Source organism: Microbulbifer maximicatervae (SeqCode) (assembly GCF_052467825.1).
Map to the genome: position 1 here is coordinate 1,068,100 of NZ_CP174327.1, position 15,916 is coordinate 1,084,015.

General features: G+C 48.6%; 12 protein-coding genes. 7 read left to right on the top strand and 5 right to left on the bottom strand.

Annotation, left to right across the window (positions count from 1 at the left end):
* The first annotated feature begins 167 nt into the window (after positions 1 to 167).
* Both ACJJII_RS04740 and ACJJII_RS04745 read left to right on the top strand, forming a co-directional pair.
* Entirely contained in the window at positions 168 to 2,996 is a 2,829-nt protein-coding gene (locus ACJJII_RS04740; protein WP_444918476.1) for a M16 family metallopeptidase, read from the top strand.
* A gap of 512 nt (positions 2,997 to 3,508) precedes the next feature.
* Positions 3,509 to 5,011 (top strand): S8 family serine peptidase, encoded by a 1,503-nt coding sequence (locus tag ACJJII_RS04745; RefSeq protein WP_444918477.1) that lies wholly within the window; start codon positions 3,509 to 3,511, stop codon positions 5,009 to 5,011.
* A gap of 127 nt (positions 5,012 to 5,138) precedes the next feature.
* Here ACJJII_RS04745 and ACJJII_RS04750 read toward each other — a convergent pair whose 3' ends face one another.
* Complete coding sequence (locus ACJJII_RS04750; RefSeq protein ID WP_444918478.1) at positions 5,139 to 6,092, bottom strand: LysR family transcriptional regulator; 954 nt, start codon at positions 6,090 to 6,092, stop codon at positions 5,139 to 5,141.
* A gap of 201 nt (positions 6,093 to 6,293) precedes the next feature.
* Here ACJJII_RS04750 and ACJJII_RS04755 point away from each other — a divergent pair, with 201 nt between their 5' ends.
* From ACJJII_RS04755 to ACJJII_RS04765, 3 genes are all read left to right on the top strand, one after another.
* Positions 6,294 to 6,587: a putative quinol monooxygenase gene (locus ACJJII_RS04755; RefSeq protein ID WP_282930872.1), complete on the top strand. Its 294-nt coding sequence runs from the start codon at positions 6,294 to 6,296 to the stop codon at positions 6,585 to 6,587.
* 319 nt (positions 6,588 to 6,906) lie between these two features.
* Entirely contained in the window at positions 6,907 to 7,137 is a 231-nt protein-coding gene (locus tag ACJJII_RS04760; protein ID WP_108734840.1) for a DUF350 domain-containing protein, read from the top strand.
* 4 nt (positions 7,138 to 7,141) lie between these two features.
* Positions 7,142 to 7,978, top strand: a complete 837-nt coding sequence (locus tag ACJJII_RS04765; protein WP_444918479.1) for a transglutaminase domain-containing protein — start codon at positions 7,142 to 7,144, stop codon at positions 7,976 to 7,978.
* Positions 7,979 to 8,034: 56 nt separating this feature from the next.
* Here the strand turns inward: ACJJII_RS04765 and ACJJII_RS04770 are convergent, their stop codons facing one another.
* Positions 8,035 to 10,428: a zinc-dependent metalloprotease gene (locus ACJJII_RS04770; protein ID WP_444918480.1), complete on the bottom strand. Its 2,394-nt coding sequence runs from the start codon at positions 10,426 to 10,428 to the stop codon at positions 8,035 to 8,037.
* A 184-nt stretch (positions 10,429 to 10,612) separates the two neighbouring features.
* Between ACJJII_RS04770 and ACJJII_RS04775 the strand changes: the two genes are divergently transcribed.
* Positions 10,613 to 11,398 carry a DUF2884 family protein gene (locus tag ACJJII_RS04775; protein WP_444918481.1) on the top strand — a complete coding sequence of 262 codons (786 nt, stop codon included), beginning with the start codon at positions 10,613 to 10,615 and terminating at the stop codon, positions 11,396 to 11,398.
* A 70-nt stretch (positions 11,399 to 11,468) separates the two neighbouring features.
* On the opposite strand, the gene ACJJII_RS04780 is transcribed toward ACJJII_RS04775, so the two are convergent.
* Both ACJJII_RS04780 and ACJJII_RS04785 read right to left on the bottom strand, forming a co-directional pair.
* The gene (locus ACJJII_RS04780) at positions 11,469 to 12,410 is read right to left on the bottom strand and encodes an alpha/beta fold hydrolase (protein ID WP_444918482.1); all 942 of its coding nucleotides are present in this window, start codon (positions 12,408 to 12,410) and stop codon (positions 11,469 to 11,471) included.
* 261 nt (positions 12,411 to 12,671) lie between these two features.
* On the bottom strand, positions 12,672 to 14,060 hold the full coding sequence (locus ACJJII_RS04785; RefSeq protein ID WP_444918483.1) for a pyridoxal phosphate-dependent decarboxylase family protein: 1,389 nt from the start codon (positions 14,058 to 14,060) through the stop codon (positions 12,672 to 12,674).
* A gap of 524 nt (positions 14,061 to 14,584) precedes the next feature.
* Here ACJJII_RS04785 and ACJJII_RS04790 point away from each other — a divergent pair.
* Positions 14,585 to 15,175, top strand: a complete 591-nt coding sequence (locus ACJJII_RS04790) for a DUF998 domain-containing protein (protein WP_444918484.1) — start codon at positions 14,585 to 14,587, stop codon at positions 15,173 to 15,175.
* A gap of 8 nt (positions 15,176 to 15,183) precedes the next feature.
* On the opposite strand, the gene ACJJII_RS04795 is transcribed toward ACJJII_RS04790, so the two are convergent.
* Entirely contained in the window at positions 15,184 to 15,876 is a 693-nt protein-coding gene (locus tag ACJJII_RS04795) for an ArsR/SmtB family transcription factor (protein WP_444911725.1), read from the bottom strand.
* Positions 15,877 to 15,916 lie beyond the last annotated feature (40 nt).

Genomic DNA, 15,916 nt, shown 5'->3' on the forward strand with positions numbered 1-15,916 from the left:
GCAGCTTTCTCTGCTTATACCAATGCAGGGTTTTCCAATGCTGGTTTGGTGCTCCAAATCTAATTTAATGGAAGCACAAAGAAAATCACCTAATACCAGTTTAGAACTATAAAAAAGCCATGGAACGATAACTCTCTCCTATAGGAAAAATGGACAAGGAAACCATTATGAAAACGGTATGGAAGTACAGCACTCCATTAGTGCTCGCTATTGCGCTCTCAGCTTGCAGTGACGCTCCCCAAAATAATAAAAATCCCGAGATCAAAAAAGACCCGTTTATCGCCGAAAAGTTAGAAAATAAATTGGAGTCCCTGAAAATAGATTATGAGAAGTTCACTCTTCCTAATGGCCTGCGTGTAATCGTCCACGAGGATCGCAAGGCTCCTATTGTTTCCGTGGGTGTCTGGTATCACGTTGGTTCAAAAGATGAAAAACCTGGAAGAACAGGGTTTGCGCATTTGTTTGAGCACCTGATGTTCAATGGTTCAGAAAACTACAATGACGAGTTTTTTAAACCGTTTGAACTAGCCGGTGCAACGGGCATGAATGGCACCACCTGGCTGGACCGCACAAATTACTTCGAAACAGTACCCACCAACGCCTTAGACATGGCACTATGGATGGAGTCTGACCGAATGGGTCATCTATTGGGCGTAATTACTCAGGAAAAACTCGATGAGCAGCGTGGCGTTGTGCAGAATGAGAAGCGCCAGGGCCAGAACCAGCCCTATGGGAAAGTATGGGAGCGGATGCAGAAAGCAATTTATCCAGCTGGGCATCCCTACTCCTGGACCACCATCGGCTCAATGGAAGACCTGAATGCAGCTTCTCTTGAAGATGTTCACGAGTGGTTTAAACAGTATTACGGCGCAGCTAATACCGTACTAGTACTTGCCGGTGATATTGATGTAGAAACAGCAAAAGAAAAAGCAGCCCATTTTTTTGGCGACATTCCCTCCGGCCCTCCTCTTATCAAGAAAAAAGCGTGGATTGCCAAGCGAGATCAGTCCAGCCGTGAGCAGATGTTTGATCAAGTTGCTCAATCGCGTCTTTATAAAGTCTGGAATACCCCTAATCTAGCTCACGACGATGCTGGAGCTATTGCTTTGGCAGCAGCAGTTTTGGGGGATGGAAAAAACTCCCGGCTCTACCAGCGCCTCGTATACGAAGATCAAATCGCTACCAAAGTTAATATTGGGCTGCATGAATTTGAATTGTCTTCCATCTTCCCTATTGTTGCCGATGTAAAGCCCGGGGTTGAACTCGCAACAGTAGAGGCCGCCATTGAGGAAGAACTACAACGTTTTCTCAAGGAAGGGCCAAGCAAAGAGGAACTTGCAAGGGTTAATATGAGTCACTATGCATCCCAAGCACGCAACCTCGAGCAGGTAGGTGGCTGGGGCGGTAAGGGCGTAATTTTGGCTCGGGGTGAACTCTACCTCGACAATCCCAACGCTTACCTGGAAGCGTTAACCAAAATGCAAAACACCAGCCCTCAAAAGGTAAAAGAAGCCGCAGTAAAATGGCTTTCCAGTGGTGATTATAATCTGGAAGTACACCCTTTCCCCAAATACACTACTTCCGAGACTGGTGCAGATAGGTCTAAATTACCCGATACCGGTGAATTCCCCAGCATCCCATTTCCAGAATTACAGACCACGAAACTCTCTAACGGTCTAAAAGTGATACTTGCCCAACGCGACTCTGCGCCAGTAGTCGATATTCGCCTTATGTTTGATGCCGGTTACGCTGCAGACCAGGGTGCTAAACTGGGAACCTCTAGCTATGCCATGTCCATGCTAAAGGAAGGGACTACAAAATTAAGCGCCTTAGAGATTGATGCCAAAGCAGAAATGTTAGGGGCCAGAATCTCGGCTGGTTCGAACATTGATACTTCTTCTGTACGGCTCAACGCATTAAAAAACAATCTCGATAGCTCCATATCCTTGTTTGCCGATATCGTAATGCATCCAGCCTATTCCGATGAAGAGATTGAGCGGAAACGTGCTCGGTGGATAGCAGGAATCCAGCAGGAAAAAACCCAGCCGGTAAACATGGCTTTGCGGAATCTGCCACCTCTTTTATATGGTGAAGGACATGCTTATGCAGTTCCTCTCACCGGTTCGGGAACAGAAAGCTCTATCAGCTCCCTGAACCGTGAAGATCTGGTAAATTACCACAAAACCTGGATGCGCCCCGATAATGCCACTCTGGTTGCAGTCGGAGATATCAGCATGGGTGATCTGACAAAAAAATTAGAGCAGCACTTTGCGGATTGGAAAGCACCCGAAGAGCCGTTACCTACAAAGAATCTACAACAGGTTGCGCACCCAGAAAGAACCAGAATTTATCTAATTGATAAACCGGGAGCTGAACAGAGCATAATTATTGGCGGCCTCCTGGCTCCGTCGGAAACGATGCCACAGCGAGAAGCCTTACATATGATGAATGATATCTTTGGAGGCACTTTTACCGCGCGAATTAATATGAATTTGCGGGAGGATAAGCACTGGGCTTATGGAGCCTATTCATTTATGACTGGGGCCAAAGGACAGCAACCGCTCTTAGTCTATGCACCAGTTCAAACGGACAAGACCAGTGAATCTTTAAAAGAGCTTTATAAAGAACTCCAAGCCTATGTCGGCGATTCTCCAGCAAAAGAAGACGAGCTGCAGAAAATTAAAGACAAGCGAATCAATGAATTGCCCGGCCGTTTTGAAACAGTTCGAGCTATATCAGGAGCTATTTCTGGAATGGTTACCTACGATCGACCTTTGAATTATATGGAAGGTTATGCAAATGAAGTTCGCAATGTCGATCTACCTTCGATCCATTCACTTGCTCGAGATACTTTAAAGGTTGATCAATTTACCTGGATTATCGTTGGAGACAAAACCAAGATAAAAGATAAAATTGGTAAACTTGGTATGGGGTCAGTTACCGAAATCAAAGTAGATAAGGATTTACCTGGCGCAACTTCGACCGAAGAGGGATAAAAGCTAGCGATAGCGGCCAGCCTATACTCTCATGTATGACTGGCCGCCTTCTATCGTTCCAAACGGATGAATACCAATGAAAAATAGAAACACACCTTAATGCCCTCACCTAGCCAATAATAATTGACATGCTGCATTCAAACTAGAATTCTTTGCTCCAACTCACAACTTCCATCATTAGGTATCAAGATGATACTCAGAGCTTCAACTTTAAAACCCTAATAGCTCCCCCAGAAATAGAAACAGCCTAAAAACTTAGCAAACAAAAAAATAAAAGCTGCGATCCCACTTAAAAAAATTAAAAATATCCTTAAAAAGATAAAAATAAAACAAAATATAAATTCAACAAGAAAACAAAAATAACAGTAGTTAAAAAATAATTATTCATACGACAAGAAAAGCCTGATAAATTCCCCTCTTCGACGCTCAAGTAAATATCAACAACCAAAAAAACTTGAAATTAGAACGTCGACAAAAGCAACAATAAACATAGAAATCTTCAGGAGCATCTAATGAATAAATCCTTGTCTGTATTTGCAGCCAGCATTTTAGCGCTCGCCGTAACCGGCAACGCCACTGCTGAGGACAAGCGTTATATCGTGACTTTCAAGCAGGGAAAAGGCGAATCCGTTAAGTCTTTTATGAAGAAGAGAGGCGGAAGACAGGCTCTTGAAATACGCCGCCAGAATGCGATGGCAGCACATATGTCTGCAACAACCCTAAAAGAAATGCGCTCGAACCCGGATGTTGCTTTTATTGAAGAAGACGTTAAGCGGTATCCGATGTCCCAGGAAACCCCCTACGGGATCACCATGGTGCAGGCAGATCAACTAGGTGATACTCAGGCCGGCAACCGCACAGTCTGTATTATTGATTCCGGCTACGACCTGGTTCACGAAGATTTATCCGGAAACGCCGTCACTGGTACCAGTGACCCAAGCGGCGCAGGTAACTGGTATGAAGATCAAAGCGGTCACGGCACCCATGTAGCCGGCACTATCGCTGCGATGAATAATGGTACTGGTGTCGTTGGCGTGATGCCCAGCAGTAATATTAACCTGCATATTGTAAAAGTGTTTGATGGCGACGGCTGGGCCTACTCCTCCTCCCTAATGGCAGCCGCAGAGGTTTGTGCCGACAATGGTGCCAACATCATCAATATGAGTCTGGGCGGTGAAAGTGCCAACTTCCTCGAAAGACGAACCTTTAACAATCTAAATCGTCAGGGAATCCTGTCCATCGCGGCAGCCGGAAACGACGGCAACACCGCGCACTCCTATCCAGCCTCATACTCTTCCGTTGTATCCGTCGGTGCTATCGATAGCGATAAAGCTATCTGGTCCTCCTCTCAGCAGACTGACCAGGTAGAACTTTCCGCCCCCGGAGTACAGGTTCTATCTTCTGTTCCCACTGATACTGGCAGAATCTCTAGCTTAACCGTCGGCAGTGTTGACATCGAATCAGCCCCAATATCAGGCACCCCAGCTGGTGCAATCACCGGTTCAATGGAAGACTGTGGTACGGCTGAATCCGCTTGCACCCGTGCGGCAGGTAAGATTTGCCTGATTGCTCGCGGCAATATCAGCTTTGCGGAGAAAGTTTTAAATTGTGAGTCCGGTGGTGGTATCGGAGCGATTATTTACAACAATGAAGAGGGATTACTCTCCAGCGCAACCCTGAGCGATACTGTAACCACTATTCCTTCGGTTGGTATTTCTGACACTGACGGTGCAACTCTACTCACGCAGCTGAGTGCCAGCGTAGATTTGGAAAATGAGGCTACAAGCTACGAATATTTCAATGGCACTTCCATGGCTACCCCACACGTTGCCGGTGTTGCCGCATTGGTATGGAGCCACTTCCCCAGCTGTAGCAATACAGAAATCCGCAACGCCCTTACAGCCACAGCGGAAGATCTCGGTGATGCGGGAAGAGATAATGCTTACGGCTACGGCCTCGTCCAGGCAAAAGCAGCCTATGACTACCTGGATACCTACGGCTGCTCCGGCTCCTGATCCCATTCGGATTAACTAGGGCTTGAATAAGAAAGGGGAGCAAAGCTCCCCTTTCCTTTGCCAGAACCGAGAAAAACCTGTTGAGAGTTTTTATAGGTAGCCACAGGGTTAAGAAACTATTTGGGACTCAAGATATATCCACCCCCGTACGGAAATCGCTCTCAGAGAGTAATCCCTCAGCGAGCAGCTGCTTTAAAACCCCCGAACACCGTTCTCTCAAAGTATCGCGCACTAATCGTACCGTCGGTGTTATTGACTGCCTCCCCGGAGATACCAACCACAGCTCCGTCGCCTTGGGTTTATAGTCACGCATAGTGGCCACTACCTGACCGGAAAGTAAATCCGCAGACATATCCAGACATGACTTAATGGCAAGTCCATAGCCAGAGGTACACCAACGTCGCACCAAGTCACCGTCATTTGACGACCTGTTCCCAGACATACGTATCTTGTATATCTCTTCGCCCCGAAAAAATTCCCAATTATTGTGCACAATCTCGTGAAGCTGATAAAAAAGGCCATTATGTGCGGAGAGATCCTCCGGTGTTTTTGGGGAACCCTTTTCCTGTAAGTAGGCCGGGGTTGCACACAATAAACGGGGTACATCACAAATCTTAAAACCATACAGGTTGGCATCCGCTGGGGGGCCGTAGCGCAACGCGATATCCACAGGATCCCGGTAAAAGTCCACTTGGCTATCACTGATATTCACTCTAAGACTCAGCCCCGGGTGCTCCTGTAACAATTGATCGAGCCAGGGAGTTACAAGGTTTCTTCCCAGGTCCGAGGATGCACCTATGCGAAGCTCACCATCTATCTGGCCACTGTCTTCCTTGAGATTTTGCCGGGCGAGGTCCAAAGTCAGGAGGGCCTCCTCACATTTGGGAATAAACCTTTCCCCAGCACTGGATAGCCGCAGTTGCCGCGTAGTGCGAATAAACAAGTCCGCTCCCAGCGCGCTCTCCACACGCTTGATCGCTGCGCTGGCAGTTGCAGTGCGTAAGTCAAGACTGGCGGCGGCCGCAGTGATACTGCGAAACTCAGCCACTTTAAGAATGACCCTCAAGTCTTCAAGCTGCATATTTTCAATATATTTTTGATAAAGATTCAAAGATTATAGTGTTTCTAGCGATGCAATCTAGATCTAGAATGACTTCATCAGCTCGACATCCCAGTCCTTACCCAGGAGGCAGCTAAGCTGTTCACTAGGTCTCCTCTGAAAGGATCAAGGAAAAGAGTACAAACCTTAATCCAACACATATTGAAACAAAGAGGTGTTCACATGAGCAGGCTCACTATCGTTGCCAACATTAAAGCCAAGGCCGACAAAATTGACCTGGTGAAATCTGAATTGTTAAAACTCATTAATACAACGCGAGCAGAAGCTGGTTGCATTAATTACAACCTTCATCAGGACAATGACAATCCTGCACACTTCCTGTTTTATGAAAATTGGGAAACTCGCGATCTGTGGCAAACCCACATGAACAATAAGCACCTGGAAGACTATATGAAGGCCACCGAGGGCGCCGTTGAAGAGTTTGTATTGAATGAAATGACCGAGATTGATAACTAATCACTCTCGGTGTGTTATTCAGGTTCCCGCCTGGATAACACACCGAGCTAATAAATACACGCCTTCAAAAGGCTTTCCCGGTAAATTAAGCGTAAAATCTCTTCGGCGGAGCAACTCTTCGTCTAGAGCTATTCCCTAATAGCAACCCAGCCAAATCAAACACTAATCAAAAAGTCCGGATTGCCGATTAAGGTTGATAATCACCTGTGAATTCATCTGCCGGTTTATCTGGGTCGGCCATCCTTTGCACTCAATCAGACCCTATGCTTAAATTATTCCATTAACAGTCACTAATAAACATAATTAACCTGAAGGATTTATGGAACTGGAATTTTTAACGGCAACCTTGTTTAACCTGGGCATTAACCTGATTTATACGCTGCTAGCGTTATTTATTGGTATCACCGCACTGATTACCATTGATAAGAAACTGCTTCGCTCTGTAGATATCGAAGGCGAGCTAAAAAATGGCAATATCGCCGTATCTATATTTGCATCAACCATATTGATATTTGTTGCCATCATTATTTCGTTTGGCCTCAAGGGATAGCACTATGCGCAAGTGGCTGGCTATCACACTGATACTTTCCCTCGCACTGATCACCCCTGAATTTGTACGGCGAGCTAATACACAGGAGCCGCCAACTAAAAGCACACCGGAAATCCCCCTTTCCGATAATTTACGGAGCTTTGGTAGCAGCGGCAGTCAGTTAGCCAGTATTGTGGACTCACAACAAGGTGTAGTGCGAGTGGTGGGTACCCGCTATCCTCTGGAAGAAAAAACCATCCAGAAAGTAGTCGACAAACGCTCACTGGAAGAGAGCGCTCATGTCTCAGTGTGGAACTGGCAGGGAATTGAGGCGGCGACAGCGTCCGCCCGGGGACTGGACCAGCAACACCACTTTGCCAACAGCTACCTGGTGGGGTTCAAGCCCTTTAAGACTCAACAGCTTTGGGTGCCTCTTTATACACTGGCTATGAATAAAGAGTACCAATACGATCACCTGCAATACGCCGGTTTGTCAGACATTTGGCAAACATCCCGGCAGGCCTATTACCAAAAGCGTGGTGACTGTGAAGACCACGCTATTTTACTGGCAGATTGGCTGATCGAATTGGGAGTTGATGCGCGGGTGGCACTCGGAACCCATAAAGGTCAGGGGCACGCCTGGGTAGTGGCCATCTTGAACGATCAAGAGTACCTGCTGGAGGCAACCAGCAAACGCCGCCAGACCAGCTGGCAAGCCATGCCCCTGGCAGCGCTGGCGGAGGGTTACGATGCGGAATTTCAGTTTAACCGCCACTTTTTCTGGGCGAAGAAAAACCCAACACCCACTCGACAATACCGAGGAAATCACTGGGTAAAGAAGTCCCAGTTTATTCGCGGTTAATGCCCAAAGGGGGTGAGCGTTTACAGTCCACCCCCTTTTATCCATTTCAGATCAGATCAGATCGGAGATCCTGGCGGCAACGCTTTAACCGCACCAGGTTTTACTTCCAGCTTGCCCTGCTTAAAGGCATCGATGCGCTGTGCCTCATAGTAATAGTGCGCACTATAGCCCTCAGGATCATCGCCAAACAGCCGCATAGAACCAATTTCCTGAAGAAGTTTTGCCAGCTCCAAATGCGCTTTGGCCCGCACTGATTCGTCTGCCTTTGCATTACTGCCCAGTAACATCAACTGCTCGATATAGGCATGATTAACCCGCTGGTGCACACTCGCCTGCAGACCGGTATAACCCTCACCCTGCAGAGCCAGTGCGCTCAAGCGCTGCAATAGGCTAGCAAACCCCGGTACCTCACTGCTGCGGGCACTCTGTTGATTCATTCGCGCCGCGCGCTGCGGGTCCATCAGGATTGATAGCGTATGCCCAGCAGCCGCTTCCGCCAGAGCCACCCCATCAAAAGCTACCCCCGTATATGAGGGGAAGCTCTCGATAGTACGTTCGTAGCCATAGGACTTGGGCGGAATCAGCTGCAAGACCTGCTCCGGCAAGGTGAGAAACTGCGGCGAAAGTGTATCCAGCAGTGCATCAATTGCCCGCTGTTGTCGCTCTGCGGGCACCAGGGTATAGCTATTTTGATCGGTACCGTTGTAGACATAGTCATAGTCCAAGCCACCAATCAATTTGCCCACAGCCTCCGCCTGGTAGCGATGACCGTAGTACACAGGCACCAGGGTCTCTTCCAGGTCAGAGCGGGGCGCGGATAACGGCGCTGCCGCCGCAGAGAAGTTATCCAGGGCATGACGCCTCAAGTCGACCATCCGCTGGAATTCCATCAATGGGTCGGTGCCGTTGTCCCAAAGATGTGAGACTGCGTGAGCATTATTGATGGTGCGGGAGTCCGGGTCTGAAATAAAGCGCAGCTCTTGTTCCCCGGCCTCAGCGATAACACTGTCGAGATAACTTTTTTCATCATCGCTCTCGCCATAGCCGTAGCGAACCGCCAACTTATCCCAACTGCCGATGCCAGTGGCGTAGGCATCTGTCAGGTCCAACTTACCTCCCAGCAGAGAGACCAGCGGAGCCGGGTAATCCATTACTGAAGCGCGCTCTTCGCTACTGGCAGCAAAGTTATGCGCCAGCCCCAGGGTGTGGCCTACTTCGTGAGCGGATAGCTGACGGATACGGGCCAGGGCCATATTCTTTAGCTGCTCAGTACTGACGGTGTCGCCGCGGTAGGGCTGTACAAGCCCTTGAGCAATCAGAAAGTCCTGGCGAACACGCAGGGACCCCAAGGTAACATTGCCTTTTAGAATTTCGCCGGTGCGGGGATCGTAAACCGAATAACCGTAGGACCAACCGCGAGTGGAGCGGTGTACCCAATTAATCACGTTATAGCGAACATCCAAAGGATCGACGCCCTCCGGCAGAATCTCTACGCGAAACGCATTTTTAAATCCTGCTGCAGCGAATGCCTGGTCCCACCAGCTCGCCCCTTCGATCAGGGCGCTGCGCACCGGCTCAGGCACTCCAGAATCTACGTAGTAAACAATCGGCTCCACAACCTCATCGCTACCCGCCTTCTTCTCCAGTCGATGACGGTAGATATAACGCTGGTCCAGAGGCTCTTCAATCGCTGTAGCGTAATCTCGATAAGCGAACGGGAAGTAGCCGCTGCGGCTGTGAAAACGGCGGGGCTCATAGTCGTTATCTGGCAATTCAATCAGGGAGATATGCTGGCGCAGGGACACCAATGTAGGGGTCGGAACCACTTCGCGCAGATAGTTTCCCGGAGCTGATCCAGCAAAAGTTAACTGGGCCTCAAACTCACTGTTCTTGGGAAAGTTTTTTGTGCGGGGCAGATAAACTGCTGACTTGCTCTTATCCACACTGTAACTGCCCTGCTCTGCGCCCTTGAGACGTGTAGCAATGCCGTGCTGATCGCTCAGCAGGAAAGGCGTAAAGTCCACCAGTATTGCCTTATCGCTCTGAGCAAGCACCTTGAAGCCCCAGAGTACGGACGAAGCGAAAGCTTCCTCAACCGCGCGGCGCTCAGCCGCATTTGCTGATTGGGCACGGTATTTCAGATTCACCTGATGCAGTAATACCTTATTACCCGAATGCTGGAACTTCACCAAGCGGCTCTCACCCAATTGGTTCCGATCCAGGCCCACCGGGTTTGAACCCAGTCCCTGGGCCAGCCCGGTGAGCAAGAGTAACTCGCGCTCAAACTCATCGATCTCCAGCAACACCCGGCCGTTAGCCTCGTCCCAGTAAAAGTCGTGGAAGCCGCTGTGCCTATGCATGCCTGCGGTGTACTCCGCGATGCTCCCGGCCTGTGCCATTGTGCTGACTATCAAGAAGCACAGTGCGGCAATGTGCCTGCTTATGGACATTGAATACCCTCAATTTATTAAGTGTTATGGGCTAAAAATACAGAATACCCGCTGGAACATCCACGCTTGGCCATCACTCCCTGGGCCTGCGTCAGGAAAAAATGAAAAATATTTCAAGCTGCCTGCATCTGTTCGGCGACTCAGGCGCGTCACATTGAAAAGACACACAATAGGAAACCGGCATATGTGGAAGCCAATCGCACTTTCAACCCTGATAGGCCTCGGTATCAGTACCCAGGCAATGGCCCACGATTCTTTTCATGTCGATACCAACGACTGCAACGTGTCCACAGATTACGCCATTGAAGTAGGCCCGGACTTTTTCACCGTCGATGGGGAAGACGGAAAACTGGTGACATTTCAGCTGCCCAACCAGCTATCAGTGGATGGTGAGTTGCTGCCCCTCAATTCTCAGCAGGAGCAACTGCTTCAGGAGTACCGTCAACAGCTTCACATCGCCGGTCGTGACACACTGGTACTCACCCTTGAGGCGGTCGATATCGCAATGGATGGCCTATCCATTGCCATCAGCACCCTCGCCGGGCCGGACCACCCGGATATCCTCGAACTCCAACAGTTTTCCGCCGACCTGATCCAGCGCACTGAGGACCGCCTCAATCGAGAGGGCGAGATCTACCAGCTGGGAAACGAGGAAATGGGTAACTATATAGAGAAAACCATCTCTGAAGAGTTTGAACCCCGTATCGAACGCCTCGCTATGGAATCCGCGGGAACTATTGCCTGGCATGCCTTCAAAGCTGCCTTTACCGGCGGGGAAAGCATTGAAGAACAGGCCACTGAAGAGGCGGAGCGCTTACTGGAACAGCGCGGTAAAAGTATTGAGCAGTCTGCAAACCGCTTGTGTACACAACTGGAATCCATCGATCGACTGGAAACCGACCTACATCAGCAGGTACCAGAACTCAGTCACTACGACATAGTGAAAGCCGGCCTGGTTGTCATCAATTAGGCGCTCTTGATTTTCATCCCCCCAAACTCGGCCGCACTGCGGCCTCTTTTTTAAATTTTCCACTGTATTGTCACAGCCCCTGACGCTGCAAAAACTCCATTGCGTCGGTGACACTTTGTTCAGCATTTTCGACATGGGACATATGCCCCATCTTCTGATATACGATTAACTCTCCATTAGGCAACTTGTCAGAGAAATACTTTCCTACGGACAAGGGAATAATTTGATCTTCTGCCCCCCAGATAAATAAAACTGGAATTTTAATAGTCTCCAAGTCCGGCAACGACTGGAAATTGATTGTGGCATTAGCAACCAAATTGATCGCTGTACCGCGATTCTTCTCATAGCGGGAAAGCAAATAGATTCGTTCCAACATTTCCCCCGACAGAGCCTGCGGATTGTAGAAAAATTTGGAAGCCAGCATTTTTCTCAATAATCCACGACTACCAATGTGCGCAACCATTTTTCGCCCCCAATGGCTGGTGGCAAATCGAGCAATACCAGCAGGCATTTCCAGTCCCTTGCCACATTTATAACCACCGGGAGAGATAAGAATGGCGACCTTGGGTATATTCGGATGTCCTGTTAAATAACGTAAAACCCCATTTCCACCAAATGAATGGCCAGCGATCACATAGTCCCTAAGTTTCAGGGTTGCGACAAATTCTGCAATAAAATCGGCAAAATGCTTAGGTGTATAAGTGCCTCCTGGTAACGGGTCGGTCAATCCATGCCCAGGTAAGTCCACCAAAATAACATGATATTTTTCTGCCAATTTTGTCGCCCAGGCATTCCAGGCGCTCAGTGAATCACCACCACCGTGAAGACAAAGTATATTAACGCCATCAACAGGCCCCATCTCGCGATAATTAACGGATAAACCACCAGCCAGCGTAAGTTGATTAAAAGAGAATTTCAGTAGCTCATTGCGACTTAAACTGGGACTACAAAACGCCATCCACAGAAGCCAGAATAGAATTAGAAAAAGAATTAAAACCAGCCAAAAAGTCATCGTTCTACCCGACTCCCTCACCTTTATGCGCTGAAAAAGTGGCTGAGTTGGCGGAAATAGTAATACCGCAAAATGGCCCAGATCCGCGCCCATTCAACAAGGATAGACGGCGCTCGCCACTGAAACTGGCTGCTAGGGCCAAAGGTAGAAAAAAGAGAACCTCTTAGTAATTCACCAATATCCCTGCCTAACCTAAAAGATGCAGATATTAGGTGCTATTTACTTTAGAAGGCCCCCTAGTACTTCAAGTCACACAAAGGGTTATCTGGACATCTGAGCCTCCGTCGCCCGGCAAATAGCATCCAGGGTGAGGGCAATATCATTATCGGTAGTCGCCCAGGAAGAGATGCTAATACGCAGGGCCGTTTTTCCTCTCCAGGTAGTCGTTCCAAACCAGCAAACGCCCTCCTCCTGTATGGTCCTGACTATCTCTTGAATGTCTTCCGCAGTGCCAATAGTTGCCACCACCTGGTTTAACACTACATCGTTAAGGATCTCATAGCCCATTTCTGCTAAGCCGTCGCACAGATGCTGGGCATGGATACAGCAGCGATCAATCATCGCCGCTACTCCCTTCGGGCCCATCTCCTGAATCGCCGCCCACACTTCCACCCCTCTGGCCCGACGTGAGAATTCTGGCACCATATCCTTGGGGGGCACCAGCGACCCCACTTGCAAGTATGGCGCCTGGGTTGTCATCACATTGTGTACAGCCCCCGGCTTTCGACAAATTGCCAAACCGCAGTCATAAGGCGTATTTAGCCATTTATGAGCATCTACAGCCCAGGAATCTGCTTGTTCTACTCCAGTAGTCAACACTGATTTCGCTGGAGATGCCGCTGCCCACAAACCAAAGGCACCGTCGACATGTACCCAGGCACCTCTGGATTTAGCTTCGGGAATTATGTCTGCAAACGGATCAAAACTGCCGGAGTTTACGTTGCCTGCCTGCAGGCAAATAATGGTGGTTTCATCAACCTCGGGAAAAGTATCTGCTCGCACCCTCCCCTGTTCATCACAGGGCGCTTTAATCACCTGATCCATACCAAATCCAAGAATAGAGAGCGCCTTGTGAACTGTGACATGGGACTGTTCAGAAACAACAATACGCAGTGGCGGCGCACCGGCTAGCCCGCTTTTTGCCAAGTCGATATTTAATTTTTGATAAAGCGTATTTCGCGCAGCAGCCAAGCACACCATATTGGCCATAGATGACCCTGTGGTGAAACCCACACTACTTTCCATTGGCAAGGTTAACAATTCCAATATCCAGTTTGCCGCAATACGCTCCAGATAAATTGCAGAAGGCGCCGACGCCTCCAGAACCGCCACTTGGTCCCAAACGGCGTTCATTACCGCCGCGCCCATAGAAGCTGGCGTAGCCCCACCTACCACTAATCCGAAAAATCGCCCACCGGTACTGGCAACTGTTGCCGGAGAACCATAACGGTGCAGGCTCTCGACAACAGCCTCTGCCGGTTCCCCAGCCCGGGCCAAGTCACTGTTAAAAAATTGCATTTGATCAATATCAAAGGCGGACGGACTTACGCGGCGATCGCGAATATCGGAAACATACTCCTCAGCGTACCGCGCTGCCAGGGATAGTACTTCTATGGCATTAGAAAAATTTTTGCTGTCATTATTATCCATTTTCGCCCCCTCAACTCCTTTTCCAGCACCTGATCTAGTATAAAAAATTAATTACTCTATTAGACTTAAACTAATAAAAAATTAATTAAAACGATACGAACAATAAGGACAAAAACACCTAGCTTTATGGCAAGAATCGCTTTTAGATAAAGTTGAAATAGCAATAAACTTGGCACGATCGAAGACAAGGATTAACTTGAAAGGACTTTTTATCCAGGGAGCCTCTGAATAACTCCGTAATGCCTCTGCGGGTCTTGAAGGCTGCAGATCTTAGGCGCAGCTAGCCGCGAATGGCCTAGTCCTTTGCAAGAGCTGCAACGCAGCAGCTGTGGCCTTCAAGGCCCGCCCTTCGGGGCTTACAGAGCGATTCACACTCCGCGTTGCGACTTCTTGAAAGGTCTAGACATTCCTGCGAAGCCGCGCCTTGATTGTGAACCGCTCTGTATGCCAGAGGTATCACGGAGTTATTCAGAGGCTCCCTAGTGCTATCTTCTGCCCCAACATAACCAGTCGGGGCTCATACAGTGTTTGCTTACTTGGGGTTTATCTCGCTGGTATGGATGGTTGTAGGTGTTACATTGGCAGGAGCAAAATACTCTGGCTATAGCCATTCAAGACAATTCTGTAGCGAACTAGGAGCCGTTGGAAGCCCAACCCAGAAGCTCTCCCCCCTCATTAACAACTACCCACTTGGCATATTATTCTTCTTATTTGGCCTGCATATAATTCAAATTGAACAGGCCCCAGTTGTACTTACCATCATTGGAGTTTTAATTATCATCCACGGTATTGGAACCTGGGTTGCGGGTTATTTTCCTATGGATGCAGATCCCTATACAAAAACCCCTAGTCTTGAATGCCAGATACACTCCTGGGCGGGGATGCTTATGTTGTTGTCTTTACTCATTGCGCCATTGCTAAGTACTTTCAGTAGTTACTTCTTAATAGAATTCAGGCTATTTAGTACAGCCTGCTTGCTCGCTTCTATCTATTTTACTGTTACCTTAAAAAAAGCCTACGAAGAAAAAACCAACCCCGGTCTGCACCAACGTCTCAGCTATGGAGCACAGTTGATATGGTTAACGGGGCTTTCCTTTAATCTGATAACGAGCTGACAAATAATTTATAGCAACTTGGAGTGATCAATCTGATAACGCTTCGAGAACAGTAAAAGCCCCTTCTGGGAGAAAGTAATCGCCCTCGAGTCCGCTCTTCTAACCGCCCACTGCTTTGCCAAGGCATCTTCGAGTATCCATTGGCCCAAGCTTCCTGCAAGGTGGCTTTTTCGCTCGCTCCAGTCTAGGCATGACTTGCAAACAGGGCGCTTACGCTGCTTAAAACTAGCTACGGCTACTCCTCGTTCCTGAAAAAATATTTCACCCTCTTTGGTCAAGGAAACTTGCTGTGATTGCTCAGAGAGCAACTCACTAGCCAATAGGGCCTCGTACAATAGTACACCAGCCATTCCTGCTAAATGGTCATAGCAGATGCGGGACTTCCTTAAATCTGGATCTGCGGGCCCAGTGGTAACTTTTTGAGGTACCAGGGTGCTACTCAGATTGAGCAGTGCCTCTAGCGCTTCGGCAACTTGATGACTCGCCAGCTGAAAGTACTTGTGCCTACCCTGCTTGCGAACTATCAGCAGCTTGCTATCTACCAGCTTGAAAAGATGGTTACTTGCAGTCTGTGCAGTCACATCAGCCTCACAGGCTAACTCTGTTGCTGTCAGTGCTTTTCCACTCATAAGCGCCATCAATATTTTTGAGCGCGCCCGATCCCCAATCAAACTGGATATTACCGAAATGTCAGGTTCCATGGTTATCCTCGCAACAGTTCGCTGAACACCGAAGTATAGA

Excerpts from the sequence above, each read along its gene's own strand:
- ACJJII_RS04740 (WP_444918476.1), top strand. The coding sequence starts at position 168 with ATGAAAACGGTATGGAAGTACAGCACTCCATTAGTGCTCGCTATTGCG.
- ACJJII_RS04745 (WP_444918477.1), top strand. The coding sequence starts at position 3,509 with ATGAATAAATCCTTGTCTGTATTTGCAGCCAGCATTTTAGCGCTCGCC.
- ACJJII_RS04750 (WP_444918478.1), bottom strand. The coding sequence starts at position 6,092 with ATGCAGCTTGAAGACTTGAGGGTCATTCTTAAAGTGGCTGAGTTTCGC.
- ACJJII_RS04755 (WP_282930872.1), top strand. The coding sequence starts at position 6,294 with ATGAGCAGGCTCACTATCGTTGCCAACATTAAAGCCAAGGCCGACAAA.
- ACJJII_RS04760 (WP_108734840.1), top strand. The coding sequence starts at position 6,907 with ATGGAACTGGAATTTTTAACGGCAACCTTGTTTAACCTGGGCATTAAC.
- ACJJII_RS04765 (WP_444918479.1), top strand. The coding sequence starts at position 7,142 with ATGCGCAAGTGGCTGGCTATCACACTGATACTTTCCCTCGCACTGATC.
- ACJJII_RS04770 (WP_444918480.1), bottom strand. The coding sequence starts at position 10,428 with ATGTCCATAAGCAGGCACATTGCCGCACTGTGCTTCTTGATAGTCAGC.
- ACJJII_RS04775 (WP_444918481.1), top strand. The coding sequence starts at position 10,613 with ATGTGGAAGCCAATCGCACTTTCAACCCTGATAGGCCTCGGTATCAGT.
- ACJJII_RS04780 (WP_444918482.1), bottom strand. The coding sequence starts at position 12,410 with ATGACTTTTTGGCTGGTTTTAATTCTTTTTCTAATTCTATTCTGGCTT.
- ACJJII_RS04785 (WP_444918483.1), bottom strand. The coding sequence starts at position 14,060 with ATGGATAATAATGACAGCAAAAATTTTTCTAATGCCATAGAAGTACTA.
- ACJJII_RS04795 (WP_444911725.1), bottom strand. The coding sequence starts at position 15,876 with ATGGAACCTGACATTTCGGTAATATCCAGTTTGATTGGGGATCGGGCG.